The sequence below is a fragment of the Kordia sp. genome (genome assembly GCF_965283645.1).
In the GTDB taxonomy this organism is placed as follows: Bacteria; Bacteroidota; Bacteroidia; order Flavobacteriales; family Flavobacteriaceae; genus Kordia.
Genome location: NZ_CBDIPG010000001.1, coordinates 5,164,091 through 5,177,803 on the forward strand (window position 1 = coordinate 5,164,091; position 13,713 = coordinate 5,177,803).

The 13,713-nt window shown below is 33.1% G+C and carries 11 protein-coding genes; 1 reads left to right on the forward strand and 10 read right to left on the reverse strand.

Features of this window, described 5'->3' with window-relative positions; translation table 11 throughout:
- Window positions 1-284: 284 nt before the first annotated feature.
- On the forward strand, window positions 285-1,193 hold the full coding sequence (locus ACQ654_RS22735) for a T9SS type A sorting domain-containing protein (RefSeq protein ID WP_430412639.1): 909 nt from the start codon (window positions 285-287) through the stop codon (window positions 1,191-1,193).
- Window positions 1,194-1,225: 32 nt separating this feature from the next.
- Here the strand turns inward: ACQ654_RS22735 and ACQ654_RS22740 are convergent, their stop codons facing one another.
- From ACQ654_RS22740 to ACQ654_RS22785, 10 genes are all read right to left on the reverse strand, one after another.
- Window positions 1,226-3,256, reverse strand: coding sequence for an alkaline phosphatase family protein (locus ACQ654_RS22740; RefSeq protein ID WP_430412640.1), 2,031 nt, complete (start codon window positions 3,254-3,256; stop codon window positions 1,226-1,228).
- 50 nt (window positions 3,257-3,306) lie between these two features.
- Window positions 3,307-4,953: a sulfatase-like hydrolase/transferase gene (locus ACQ654_RS22745; RefSeq protein WP_430412641.1), complete on the reverse strand. Its 1,647-nt coding sequence runs from the start codon at window positions 4,951-4,953 to the stop codon at window positions 3,307-3,309.
- 265 nt (window positions 4,954-5,218) lie between these two features.
- Window positions 5,219-5,872 carry an alpha/beta fold hydrolase gene (locus ACQ654_RS22750; protein WP_430412642.1) on the reverse strand — a complete coding sequence of 218 codons (654 nt, stop codon included), beginning with the start codon at window positions 5,870-5,872 and terminating at the stop codon, window positions 5,219-5,221.
- A gap of 32 nt (window positions 5,873-5,904) precedes the next feature.
- Entirely contained in the window at window positions 5,905-6,381 is a 477-nt protein-coding gene (locus tag ACQ654_RS22755) for a hypothetical protein (RefSeq protein WP_430412643.1), read from the reverse strand.
- Window positions 6,382-6,440: 59 nt separating this feature from the next.
- Window positions 6,441-6,869, reverse strand: a complete 429-nt coding sequence (locus ACQ654_RS22760; protein WP_430412644.1) for a GNAT family N-acetyltransferase — start codon at window positions 6,867-6,869, stop codon at window positions 6,441-6,443.
- A 270-nt stretch (window positions 6,870-7,139) separates the two neighbouring features.
- Window positions 7,140-8,651, reverse strand: coding sequence for a sodium/proline symporter (locus ACQ654_RS22765; protein ID WP_430412645.1), 1,512 nt, complete (start codon window positions 8,649-8,651; stop codon window positions 7,140-7,142).
- 252 nt (window positions 8,652-8,903) lie between these two features.
- The gene (locus ACQ654_RS22770) at window positions 8,904-10,118 is read right to left on the reverse strand and encodes a class I SAM-dependent rRNA methyltransferase (protein ID WP_430412646.1); all 1,215 of its coding nucleotides are present in this window, start codon (window positions 10,116-10,118) and stop codon (window positions 8,904-8,906) included.
- Window positions 10,119-10,298: 180 nt separating this feature from the next.
- Entirely contained in the window at window positions 10,299-10,691 is a 393-nt protein-coding gene (locus ACQ654_RS22775) for a hypothetical protein (RefSeq protein WP_430412647.1), read from the reverse strand.
- Between the two features lie 118 nt (window positions 10,692-10,809).
- The gene (locus tag ACQ654_RS22780; protein WP_430412648.1) at window positions 10,810-11,940 is read right to left on the reverse strand and encodes a helix-turn-helix transcriptional regulator; all 1,131 of its coding nucleotides are present in this window, start codon (window positions 11,938-11,940) and stop codon (window positions 10,810-10,812) included.
- A gap of 108 nt (window positions 11,941-12,048) precedes the next feature.
- The gene (locus tag ACQ654_RS22785; RefSeq protein WP_430412649.1) at window positions 12,049-13,713 is read right to left on the reverse strand and encodes a serine hydrolase domain-containing protein; all 1,665 of its coding nucleotides are present in this window, start codon (window positions 13,711-13,713) and stop codon (window positions 12,049-12,051) included.

The following is a 13,713-nucleotide window of genomic DNA, read 5'->3' on the forward strand; positions in this document are numbered from 1 at the left end:
AGTGTATCTTTTCATTCACAATATGTGTAGCAACGTTATCCGTACACTAATCATAAAATTATTGTGCATCATGGTTATATTTTTTGTAGAATAAAAAATGTCGTTGAAGAATTTATATTAAAAATTACTTTCGAAACCTTCTAGCAATTGTACGATAAGCTTTTGGGAACTATCTTACTTTTTTTGTTCAAATTTATCAATTTGAATCAGATTAAGGTAAATATATTTCAGTTTTTGTAGATAAATAAGTACATTAGGATTGAAAATCAATCAAAAAAAACACTATGAAAAAACAATTACTCTTTACTTTATTTTTATGTTTTCCATTATTTATTTTAGCTCAAGTAGATATTGATTTTGAAAACGGAACGATTACGAACTGGACAAATACAGATGGTTCTACCAGTGTATTGACTAATGAAACACATCCAAATAACGCAGCTCCTATTTTGGGGGACCGTTTTTTACTGAAAACTTCTAATGGAAGCAACAGTTCTATGGGCGAGATGGCTTTTCAATATAATTATGGTACTTTTCCTTATGGCGGATTTATGTATGGTGAACAATGGGGAATTACAATTCGATTCCATGTGAAAAACGATAATAATTTTCCGCTTAACTTACGTGTTGGAATAAAAGGAATGAATGATGCTATTGTGGTAACACAAACACCTTTTGTGATTCCGGCAAATACGGATTGGACGTATATTGCAATTGAATCAAATTCAGATATACCTGCAAATAATCCATATGGAGATTTTCAGACGATAACTACAGGAACTTATGATCCTAATGTAAATTCAAATCAATCCTTTATAGAGCAAACGCTTTCAAATGTAGTAGAATTTCGAATTATTCATAATACGAATACAAGTTATGATGGAGAATTTACCGCAGGAACGTTACAAGTTGATAACCTGTTCACACTCATACCACTTTCTGTAGAAGAGAAGTTTTTACAAGACATTCAAGTATTTCCAAACCCTGTAGTAGATCAATTATTTATCAATTTCCCACACACAACCAAAGGAACATTGAGTTTAACTTCTATTGATGGTAAACAATTGCTTTCGCAAGACATTAAAACAGATCAGATGCAGTTAGATATGTCTAGTATTACAAGTAAAGGAATCTATTTCTTAAAAATAGAAACACCTAAAGGAACATTGACAAAGAAGATTGTGAAAGGCTAAAGGTGTTTGATTATATAACTAATTTATAAAGTTTACTCGTTGGGAATGTACATTCCTTGTTTGTATTGAATCGTTTTTGTATTGGCATCTGCCCAAACCAATGTAAATGACGTTTCGTTTGCACACATTGCAATGGGACTTAGAACATTAATGGCAACATTGTCCATTTCTTGTTCTTGAGTCCAACCAGCTTGATCCAATGTGCCATAACCATTGCTTAGTTGACTTTGAGCGGCATAAATTCCTGTGAGTCCAAATACTTCTGTATATACATTTGGCAAATCTTGATAACCGCCTCTATGTACCAAATGCATTTCTCCAGATACGGTTGCCATTGCCATATGACCTAAGTTTTGATATTCATCTGCCAAAGCAGCCATTTTGTTTGAGAAGTGACCTACTGAGAAATCTGTAACCGACCATTGGTGTAAAGTTGTATTGTTTTGAGGTGCTGGATTGTCTTGAAAATCATGTGCTTCAAAAGCATTAAAAGGCCCTGTATTATATGAAGTGATACGCATTTTACGCGTGTTTCTTTCTTTATATACTAAGAATAAAGATGCACCTAATTGACTTAACGTCATATCACCATCTGTTAACTGGTTTACAGCAACTACATTTCCAGAAAAACCATTGGCATTTCCTTCCATAGATTGAATAAAGCCATCTGTAGTAACCCAACATAACATCAGTTTGTTTTCTGAAGTCGCCAAATCTTCATACGCAGTTAAGGCAATACTTCCAGTTGTTTTTTGATCTAAAGCGATCGTCTTTGACCATTTTTTTGTAGTAGCATCATATGTAGTCTGCATGAGCGTTCCATTAGCACCTATACTGACTACTATTGTTGTAGTGCCAATAGAAGCTAGTGCAATTTTCCCTTGCGTAATAATCGCTAATTTATTAGGTTGACACCATCCTGATGTTGTTAAAATACTATCATATAATTGTCCGTTGGTATTTGAAAACACCATATGAGTTCCTTCATGACCATTGCTTACAGCCATGGCATCACCAACAGCTATTTTTGAATCGATTGGTTTGTTCCAAGCAAAAGATTCATTCCAAAGAAATCGAAACCAATTAGCTCCGTAATCATTCTTCTTTAAAGACTCTAATTGGAAATTTTCTTGTACTGTTCTAATTAAGTTGTAGTGATTGTATGGCGTATCAATTGTAGTTCCTGACTGAATCATATCGCCTAATAATACAGTGTATATTTGATTTGGTCCATCATAATTGGTATCATAACCATTTGCATCATAATCTGCTTCATCAAACGTAATTACGAGCAAGGTTCCTTTTGGTACATTTGATTGTTCCCAAGCTTTCTGCGGATCAGTCAATAATAAATCGACATCTAAATTTAAACCTATGTTATCAAGACCTGTAGCTTCTCCTCCTTGAATATTTGAAGTTTTAATATTTCCTAAGAAAACATGTTCTAACCAAGCTGAAAGTTGCGGAACTAACAGCGTACGCGGATTTGTGTCAATATGTGTATTGTATAAGTAATGACCATCATTCCAAATATCAGGCGTAAACCAACTGTATTCAGGCAACGCATCATTAGCAACATCTTGCCAAAACTCTACATCACTTACAATGTTTTTCCACCTATTTTCATCTTTTTGAACATTGTGAAAAGAAGCAAAAGCATTGTGTTTTCGGTAATATCTCGAAAGTTGTTTAGCTCCAACTGGCGGATATTGTGTAATTGGTTGTTCATTTTCAGCATAATCAGGACTCGTCCATTTAGGATTCCAAGGTTCATTCGGATAGGCTTCCATATATGCTTTCCAACTTATATTTTTGGCTTCTAAGATATCTACTAAGGTTTCTTGTAGTAATGGTGAAGCCGGTGGCGTATCATTGGTAACGGAACAAATTTCACCTGCAAAAGAAGCTAGATAATTAGTTTGTGATGGATGAAAAGCACCAAAATAGTTTGTCATATCTGCTCCAGCAGCCGCTAGTTTTTTTAGAAATGGATTTTGAATCACATAACTTCGGTACTGATTCTCAAACATGATGGTAATAACACGATCGAAAGGTTTATTCATGATAGTAGATTAATAAGGTTAGTTCTCTGTGTAATATATTAAATTAAAAATTATTCTGTTGTAACTTCTGGAACATCTGCAAACTCCCAATTGTTAGGTAGTGTGTAGGTATCTTCCATTTTAGCGGTAAGAATAGCGTGTAATTCTTTCCAAGTTTCTAACAAATCATTATCAATATTATCAGGATTTGCTAAAAGATTTGTAGTTTCTGCGCGTCCATCTTCTGTTGTGTAATCATACAATTCGTATTGAATTGTTGTTGATGGCACGCTAGCATCATCTTTACTTGCTGAAATTTCTCCATTATAATTGACAATTCCATAGTTTTGACTACTATAACCAGCCGCGTAATACACACCGTATTTGTAGTTGTGACTAATAATTCCTCTGATACAAGTATAAGAAGACATTGAACAATCGTCCGTTGCAAAATAGTTGTATTCTCTATTGTTTGATACGCCATTTAATACAGTAGTTGCATAACTTTCTCCTTGAATGGCAATATTTTTAGGAATAGTTGCATCTGTAAGATCAGCAATAGTAGGCAATAAATCGATTAGCGAAACCAAATCTTGAAGTTCTACATTTTGTGGTAAGTTCGGATTGGAAAATATCATAGGAATGTTGATGGTTTCCTTATAAATATTATTTTCTTTTTGACGCAAACCACCTTGTGACATTGCCATTTCTCCATGATCGGATAATCTAATTACGTAGGTATCTTTTTCCAATTGATCGCCAACATGAACGTTTGATCGCATTGCATTGATGATATCGCCTGTTAAATCGTCAATTAAGGTTTGTAAATACGCATAGAATTTTAAATAGTTTGTTGCCGTTTCTGGATCTTCAATTTTACCACGCTGAAAACCTTTCAGGAAATCTAGCTGTGCAGTTGGTTTTTCGTCTAAATTAGTGTCATAACTTTCTGGAAGGCTAAAATCGGCATAAGCACTTCCAAGCCATTCATTTCCAGTATAACCAGCACTATCTGGCGCAAACGGATATACCCAAACGTCATGCGGATTTGCCAAAGAAACCACTAAACAAAAAGGTTTTTCATCGGTTGGATTGTAATTTTTGATAAAATCTACTGCTGATTCTTGACTGTCTAAAAACATAGGACCATTTACAATTCTGTCGTCATTATCTGCAAATCCGCCACCGATAGAATTTAGCGGAGAATTTTCAGTAGGTTTTTCTTCGGTTCTTTCTGTTAAATTAGCTTCTGCTGTTCCTAAATCGGGTGATGTCCAACCAGGAAACGCATAATGATTTTCCATTGCATCATCTTCAATCATCATTCGATCCATATCGGCAGGACGTATAAAACTTGAGTTTGCAAAAGAACTATCCAAATGCCACTTTCCTTTGTACACCATACGATAACCTGCGTCGGTCATAATTTTACCAAGCGTTGCAATAGATCCGCCCATTGGTAAGGTGCGACTCATGTCTATGGTATCATTCACTTTTAGCACACCATTCACTGTAGGATATGTGCTCGAAAAAATAGTAGATCTACTTGGAGAACAAGCAGTTGAACTACACATATTATTTTTAAACGTAACACCTGTTTTTTTCAAATGTGTTGTCCACGGTAAATACTTTTCCGCCCAACCTTCGGGGAAATGTTGAACAGTTCGTTGTTGGTCTGTAATTAAGATAAGAATGTTTGGTTTTTTTGTTGGTTCCATGATGTTAGTTTTCAAAATTGATCTATATAAATGTAAATCAAAGATGAAAAAAATACAATTTGATATAAGGTAAATTTGAAAAAACACGTATTATTACGTATTGATAATGAGGTAGATATACTTTAAATGTATGAAAATTTACCTTCAAAAAGATAGCTTTCGTATAATTCAATTTTTGATATATCATTTTTTAGCATAAATGCATGAAGATATATTTCGCAAGACAGATTTTGTAACGAAAATGCTGAAAAAACAGAAAATGTTTTTAGTTTTGGATAGATTTTTTAATGAATTCAGAAATCTTTTCAGCTTCAGTAATAACACAGATATGACTTCCGTTTTCAATACTTAAATCGGGTTTACGAACCAATTTATAGGGTAAAGTTTTGTCGTTGGTTCCATGAATCCGAACGATTTTTGTTGAAGTAGGAACGTTGGGTTCGTTCCAAGAAGATAACACTCGAAAAGCCCATTGCAAATAAGAGTTTGTTTGCTTACCAATCATGCTTTTAAATAGCTTTGTTGTTTCTGCATTAAAACCATGACTTTTGCCCCAAAACCGAATCGATTTGACACATATTCCTTTCGTAAAAAAACGATCTAAACGCAACGGTTTTACAATTTTGAATGAAAGCGGTAATTCCTTTCTAGATTTTATACTTGAAACTAAAATGATTTTTTCAATAGGTTGTATACTCGCAATTTCTTGTGATATAATTCCACCTAACGAATGTCCGATCAAAATTGTTTTTTCAGAAGAAGGTTTCGCGGTTGCAAACAAACGTTGTGCATAATCGTGAATGTGTTCGTTTGCGAGCGGTTCAATCCAGTTGAGGTATTCAATTTCAAATTCTGATAGATTCAGATTGTGAAAAATACGATCGTCGTAACCAAGTCCCGGAATTAAAATAATTCTCATAAGCGTTCAAAATAGTGCTTTTCAATCTAAATTTACTGTATATATTGAAAAACACACCAAACGGCTACAAATTCTTCAATTGTGAGTTCGCCATCAAAAGTAAATAATACATCATTTCGAAAGGTTGAACGTTCTTGGTAAACTTTTCCATCACTTATGGTAGCTATAATGTCAAATGATGATATTGAATTGCCACGATAGATTTTATTGTCTTGTATATTGAATAGAATATCGCCTTGAAAGAACGAATTTTTGTTATACACTTTTCCGTTTTTAATGGTTACCACAATATCTTTTATAAACGTAAAATTGCCTTTGTATATTTTTGAATTTTGAATCGTACATACTACATCAGCTCTAAAGTTTGAATCACCTCTGTATACTTTTCCATCTTGAACATTGCACACCAAATCATTGAAAAATGTTGAGTCACCTTTATAAATATTTACTTGTGCTAACATTATATGTGTTGAGCAAAGTAGGAGTGTAGTTACGAGTATTTTTTTCATGTATGGAAGATAAGAAATCTATTTTTGTATTGAAATAGTGTGATATAAAGTCTAACAATTTATGATAAATCCTTTGTCAAATAATGTGAAGCATGTCCTTTTGGTCTGTCATTTAATGTTGCAATATGTGTGTAACCAACTTTTTCATAGAATGGTTTTGCTTGCCAACTTGTGGTTTCAACAAAAACCTTTTCACAGTTGTTTTCTTTGGCAAAGTTTTCGGCAGCGATAATCAATGCTTTGCCAATTCCTTCACCACGACATTTTTCAGATAACCATAACAATTCAACGTGTAACGTATTCCAAAAACAAGTTGCTCGTACACCACCAACTACTTGTTGCTGTTCATTCTTAGCAAATACAAAAAACTTTACTTCTGCTTCATTTGGCTCAAGGTTGGGAACTTTTAACAGGTTGAAGTCAACAATTCCTTTACTAATGGTTTTCGCATCAGCTTCGTTTGGAGTTGTTGTGATTTCAATATTCATGATGGAATCAAATTTTGATTAAAAATAGGATTTTAATTAGATTTCTAAAAACTACTGTGTTGATTTTTCAGGAATAAAAAAACGTTAAAACGCCACTAATTATACATAAAATTCCAGCAACTAACATGATATAACTCCAGAGTATAGTTGGAATATAGAAAAAATGATGATTTATTTCAATTCGTTCTTTTTCACCATTATTTAGTACATAATCATAACTCGTTAGGTATGTCCAGATAAAAGATATAAAAAGCCCAATATAAAGTAAAATCATTCTACGGTTTCAGATAACTTTTCTGTAGGATTCTTTTTCGGGAATATTTTTGAAACAATATAGCCAACAATCATTGCCAACGCAAACGAAGGTGCCAAAACATCTAATTCTACAAAGTAAGCGCCAATTCCTTCCATATTCGATACGACAAATTTGAAAAAAATCACAGAAGCAAACCCAGTAATCATGGAAGCAATTGCTCCTTTTTCGGTGTAGCCTTTCCAGAATAATGATAAAATAATGACAGGACAGAAAGTTGCGGCAATTCCTGACCAACCAAAAATCATAATCCAAAATATCTTTCGATCAGGATATAAATTGTATAATAAAACAGCAATTCCAAGTGCCGCCATTGCCATTCCAATCGTAATCAATCTTGAAAATTTTGTTAAGTCTTCATCTTTTAAATCTGGTCTGAATATTTTCTGATAAAAGTCACGCGTAATCGCACTTGATGCAAGAATTAACAGTGAATCAATAGTTGACATAATTGCCGAAAGTACAATAGCAATAAAGATTGCGACTAGAATTGTTGGTAAGAATTCGTTGGTAATCATACTTAATACATCTTCTCCGCCAGTACCTAATATTGATTCCGGATCTTGTCCAGATTGTGTAAAATAAACACGCGCAAGAATACCAATTGTTACAGCGGCAGCATCCGTTAATAGTGTAAATAGAAGTGCTACCCATTTTCCTTTATCAATTTCGTGTTCACTTTCAATAGACATAAAACGGACATATACTTGCGGTGATCCTAAGAAGCCTAATCCAATCATAGAGAATCCAAGAATGGTAAATAAGTTCATCCAACCATCAGTACTTCTTCCCATTATTTGTGTAAGTGTAGGATCAATGGCGTTTAATCCTTCGGTAATTCCAGCTCCATGATCCATGGAAAACCAGACAACAATTGGTAGTAAAACCAATCCGAAAAACATTAAAATTCCTTGAAACATATCTGACCAAACAGCCGCGACAAATCCACCAATAAAAATGTAAATAAGCACAATAGTAAACCCAACTAACACACCAACTCTGTAGTCAATGCCGAGCATGGATTCAAAGGCGATTCCAGTAACGTCCATTTGTGACGCGACATATATGACGACAAAAACGACCAATACTGAAGCGGAAATAATCCGTAATGTATTTGTGGACGATTTAAAATGACTTTGTAAATAATCGGGTATGGTAATGGCTTTGTATTCGTCAGACCGCTTTTTAAAACGCTTTGCCATGAATTGCCATGAAATAAAAACACCGAGTAATTCACCCGCAACTACCCAATATCCTGAATATCCTGCAATGGCGCCCATTCCCGTTAAACCAATTAAAAGCCATCCAGATTCTCCAGTGGCTCTCGCAGAAAATGCCACAGCCCAAAAGCCCATTTTTTTTCCTCCTACATAATAATCACTCATACTTTTCACTCTCCGCGAGGCAAGTATTCCGATTAAAAATAGAATGGCGACATAAATAGCTAGAACAGTAATTTTAGTAATCATTGGATTTAAATTTTGGATGGTTTTGGTTTGAAATGGAATATACGGAACTTTTATGCTGAATTCATAATGTTGGGAATATAAATTGAAAGATTGAAAATGAAATCATTATTCGAAAGTCATTTATCTACTGTAAAGATATTTTGTTACTTATTATTGATGGTGTATGATTCATCAATCTAATTATTTTTTCAGTACTTCTTTATGAGTTTCTTTGAGTATTACTAATTTCTAAAATCATTTATAATGAAAAAACTAGTCAATCTTCACATACACACACTTCAAATACGCACCTTCTTTAAAACCAATAGGATGATCGATATCATGCAGTGTTTTTTCAAGAATGGTATATTTTGCGTTGTTTCTGTGAAGTGTTTCTTCCACCAAATCGAAGAAGACATCAGAAGTTACTCTTGAGCTGCATGAAGCCAACACTAATGTTCCTTTCTTTTGAACCAGCTTTAGTCCGAGTTGTGTTAGTTTTTTGTAACTCGCCAATGCTTTTTCAACTTCCGTAGCACTTTTGGCAAACGATGGTGGATCAATCACAACAATGTCAAATTTTTTGTTTGATTTCGCAAGTTTTGCCAATTCTTCAAAAGCATCACCAGTAATCGTTTGATGTGTTCCTGAATATTGATTGAGTTTGGCATTGCTTTTCGCAATTTCTAAGGCAGGCGCGCTTATATCCAAACTTGTCACAGTTTTTGCGCCGCCAACCAATGCATGAATGGAGAATCCGCCAGCATAGGAGAATACATCTAAAACTGTTTTGTTCTTAGCAAATTCACCAACTTTTTTTCTGTTGTTTCTATGATCTAAGAAGTAACCTGTTTTATGACCGTGAATCACATTTGCAGAGAAGTTTACGCTATGTTCTTTGAAAACAATTACTTCATTGTTTAGTTCGCCATCTAAAATTTGTCCATCTGTAAAGTTGAACTGATTTTTTTCTTTTTGCACATTTCTGCTTAAGCGTAACACAGTCGTTTTTGCTTTACTCACCTTAATTAATTCTGGTAAAATGTCTTTCAAATGATAAAACCAAAACGAAGCATATAATTTTACAACAAGCACATTATCATACACATCTGCAACCAATGATGGTAAGTTGTCGTTTTCGCCATAAATCAGTCGGTAACTGTTGGTATCCGTTTGTAATAAGGGAATTCTCTTTTGGTAAGCTTCATTTACTTTTTTTGAAAACCATTCAGCATTTATAGTTACAGATTTGTTTGCTTGTAAAATTTTAATGCGAATTGGCGAATTTGGATCATAAAATCCGCACGCCAGAAATTTATTTTTTCGATTGTCAAATATGATGGCTAAATCTCCAGATTTCCCTTCTTTATTTTGCTTTACAATACTATTCTCAAAAACCCATGGATGTCCTTTTTTGACTAAGGTTTCCGCTTGAGGTTTTAGTTTTATGGCAATTTTACTCGTTGCTATTTCTGGTAATTCAATCAAATTTTCTGCTTTGTAATGTGTTTGAGCAAAAGTACGATAAATAGTCTTGAGATGTTAGAAGTTAGTCTTGAGAAATAAGTTGAGAAATCTTGGATACTTTCGCGTCACATGAACTTTTAAACTAAGTGAAGTCGAAATATGATTTAGCAGTTTATATAAAAAAGATTTTATTTCATGAATTTACTTTTCCTTAGTAGCTGTCCAAACCGATAAGAAATTCCTGCTGATTGCATGTGTGGAGCCATGTAAAACACCGCCTTTATAATAAAAAGTCGTGTTGTAGTCGCCAGTACCATCACCAGAAATTAAAGCGCCATAAATGATTCCTAATTGTGTATTGATTTGTGCATTTCTAATTTTAACGCCTTCACGATAAAACTCACCTATAAATGAATCGTTTTTGATTTTGGTAATTTTCATCATGGCAAAGTTTTCGTCAGTTGTGTCTTGTGGACTCATATCAAGTTTCCAGGTACCAACTAATACTTCTGTATCAACTTTTGAAGATTGTGCTTTTGTAATGTTAGGAATTGAAAGTAATAGAATCACTACTAATACATAAATTGTTTTCATTTGTATAGGTTTTATAATTTGAAACAAACCTATGCTTTTGAATGTTTCAAATCGTTTCAAATGGCAAATTGAACCTTATTTCACAGCCAATAGTAGCGTCATTTTAAGAATTGACACGTTATTTTTTGATTTTTAGTTCACTTGGTGAAATACCGAGTTGTTTTTTTATCGCACGATTAAATGAAGATTTTGAATTGAATCCAGCATCCATTGCCAAACTTAATAGGGTATATTTTGAATTTGTAGCATCTTCAAGTAACGATTGAACTTCTTTTACTCGGTATGCATTTACATAATCATTGAATCGTTTGTTGTCAATTTCACTCAAGCTACGCGAAATTAAATACGGTTTAATGTCTAGTTTCTGTGCCAAACTATGTACTGATAATTCTTGGTCTTTGTATATTTTATCTTCTTCCATTGCTTGTCGTAACTTCTCTGAAATTACTTTGAGACGTGACAATTCATCAGCATTTATTATATTTTTTGTGGAGATTTCCGGATCATTTCGACGTGAAAAACCTTCTAAACAGATCCAGTAGGTTAATACAGCAATTCCAATAAAAAACGGATAGTAATAGAATCGTATGAAGTAAAAATAAGATTCGTTATTTGCAGCTTTGTACAGAACTAAATCTGCCAAAAGCACAACCAAAACAATACTGAAGTACACTAAAAATGAACGAATTATTCGTTTGATCCATGTTAGTTTTTTTGCAGTAATTTCAAAATTATCACCAATAGAATTCAATAGTTTATTGGATTTGTATGCGTAGATGATGATTAACGTACTCGCAATAATGTAGATAGTTGGGTTATTCATCCAAACGATATACCCATAATAACCTAGCCACGATAAACTTTCTTTTGTGCCGTCCCAATATAAGTTTTGCAATCTGACAAAAATGCTAAAACTAATTTGAATCACAACTGGTATAAAATGAAGCCAGTCTTTCGGTTTAAATTTTAAACGTGGTTGTATTTGTGCTTTTGTATAAAAGTAAAGAAGCGCGCCATGAATCGAGCTGAGGTCAATCATTACATAATACCAAGAATCATAATACCCAATACCAAACAATCGCATAATTTGAATAATCAAACGATAGGAGAGTAGAAATAAAATCGTTGCTAGTAAGCGATTTGCCAATTTATTGTACGTTGTTGACTTAAATAGAATAAAGCCATATACAATACCTTGTAATGCGCCAACAGCCAATAAGAGTATGATAAGAATCGTACCTATTTCCAAATTTGAATTGTTTTCTATAAAAGTAACCTAAAGATTGTTGTTGTGCAAAGTAGTATTGAGATGTTGATTGTTAGTATTGAGTTGTGCATGTAGTTGATAACTCTTCGTTCATTCTTTGATGTTAGGCAAAATATACTTTTCTAAAATCAATTCAGGTTGTTGAAACTTTCCGTTTCTATAATTTCCAGATGTTATGACTACAACAGTTTGCAATGCAGGAAGTACAAAAATGTATTGTCCGCCAGTACCTCTTGCTTCAATAGATTTTATTGCTTTGCCATTGACTTGATACGTATGATGCCACCAAAAAAAACCGTACCCATTTTTATCATTCGTGTTTTCTAAATTTCGATAGTTTTTAAATGAGTTTACAATCCATTGTTCACTTAAAACCTGTTCGTTTTCCCACTTTCCTTTCTGAAGATATAACTGACCAAATTTCATCATATCTTTTGGTGTTAAATACATTCCACCACCAAAGTAAGGACGTCCAATATTATCAGTTTGAATGATATAATTAGATATTCCCAATTTTTTAAATAAGTTGTTGTCAATAAAAATTTCTAATGATCCTGAAACTATAGAGTCCATTGCAACTCCAAGAAGATATGGATTCGCTGAGCCATAATTAGCAAATTTATTTGGTTCATGAATCATTGATGCATCAACAACTGTCTTTGTCCAATCTTGAGAATTTTGATAACTATCTTCAGATGCTTTAGATTCTTTTGTAGTTCCAAAATCTATTGCGTCCAAACCAGAACTCATTGTCAATAAACTAATGAAGTCTATTTTATGTTTTAAATCGTCTTTGCTGACTTGATATTTTTCTGGTAAAAATTCAAAAATAGATTGGTCTAAATTTTTAAATAATGACTTGTCTTTTGCAATACCTACAATTGCAGACGAAATACTTTTTGAAACTGAACGCGTATCGTGAGGAATCTTACTATTATAACCATCAAAATAATTTTCATAAATGGTTTTGCCTTTTTTAGAAATTAAAATTGCATGCGTGTTTGGTAACGAATCTATTGAAATTAAGTATTCCAGTTCATCTAGCTTGCTATTTTGATGATTTTTGTATTGTTTATCTGTTTTAAAATTTCCTATTTGCCAATCAGCTTGAGATTTATTTAACGCTATTTGCGTAATTAAATAACGATCTAAGTAAATTGATAATTGTATTTTTTGATCACCTAATTTCCCTTTGAATTTTAATCCAGTTTTAATATCTGAAAAGTAAATAATATCATTTTCTTTCTGAAAATTTGCGCACCAAGTTCCCGTAAAACGGTTATCGCCTAGAACTGGATATGCCTGATAGTTATTACCAGCACCATTTTCTAAACTCAAATAAAAATTTTGTGACTTTAGTTTGTCTACCATCAAAATATTCCAAACTCCAGTAAATGAATCCGTTTTTGTTTTGGTTAATTTTATGTGATATAATAGTATACCAGATTTTATAAAACCATTGATTTCATTGTTATTTTCAGATACGATACCTTCGAAAGATAGATTTTCTCCAAGGTCAATACGAATCATTTTGTTCTCAATTTTCTTAAATGATTGCTCAATAATAACCTGATCATTTGAAATAATGAAAATTGGATTTTCTGATTGAAACTTAGCTATTTCGATAGAAAAATTGAATGTTTTTGTGTTTTCAATTTTTCCTTCCCAACCACTTGTATACGCTTTCATATCTTGGGCAGATATACTAAATGAAATACTAAATAAAAGATAGACTATGATATTTTGAAATTTCAT

Bases quoted from the DNA above. Each gene is read 5' to 3' on its own strand.
- ACQ654_RS22775 (WP_430412647.1), bottom strand. From the start codon at position 10,691: ATGAAAACAATTTATGTATTAGTAGTGATTCTATTACTTTCAATTCCT.
- ACQ654_RS22765 (WP_430412645.1), bottom strand. From the start codon at position 8,651: ATGATTACTAAAATTACTGTTCTAGCTATTTATGTCGCCATTCTATTT.
- ACQ654_RS22750 (WP_430412642.1), bottom strand. From the start codon at position 5,872: ATGAGAATTATTTTAATTCCGGGACTTGGTTACGACGATCGTATTTTT.
- ACQ654_RS22755 (WP_430412643.1), bottom strand. From the start codon at position 6,381: ATGAAAAAAATACTCGTAACTACACTCCTACTTTGCTCAACACATATA.
- ACQ654_RS22735 (WP_430412639.1), top strand. From the start codon at position 285: ATGAAAAAACAATTACTCTTTACTTTATTTTTATGTTTTCCATTATTT.
- ACQ654_RS22760 (WP_430412644.1), bottom strand. From the start codon at position 6,869: ATGAATATTGAAATCACAACAACTCCAAACGAAGCTGATGCGAAAACC.
- ACQ654_RS22745 (WP_430412641.1), bottom strand. From the start codon at position 4,953: ATGGAACCAACAAAAAAACCAAACATTCTTATCTTAATTACAGACCAA.
- ACQ654_RS22740 (WP_430412640.1), bottom strand. From the start codon at position 3,256: ATGAATAAACCTTTCGATCGTGTTATTACCATCATGTTTGAGAATCAG.
- ACQ654_RS22785 (WP_430412649.1), bottom strand. From the start codon at position 13,713: ATGAAATTTCAAAATATCATAGTCTATCTTTTATTTAGTATTTCATTT.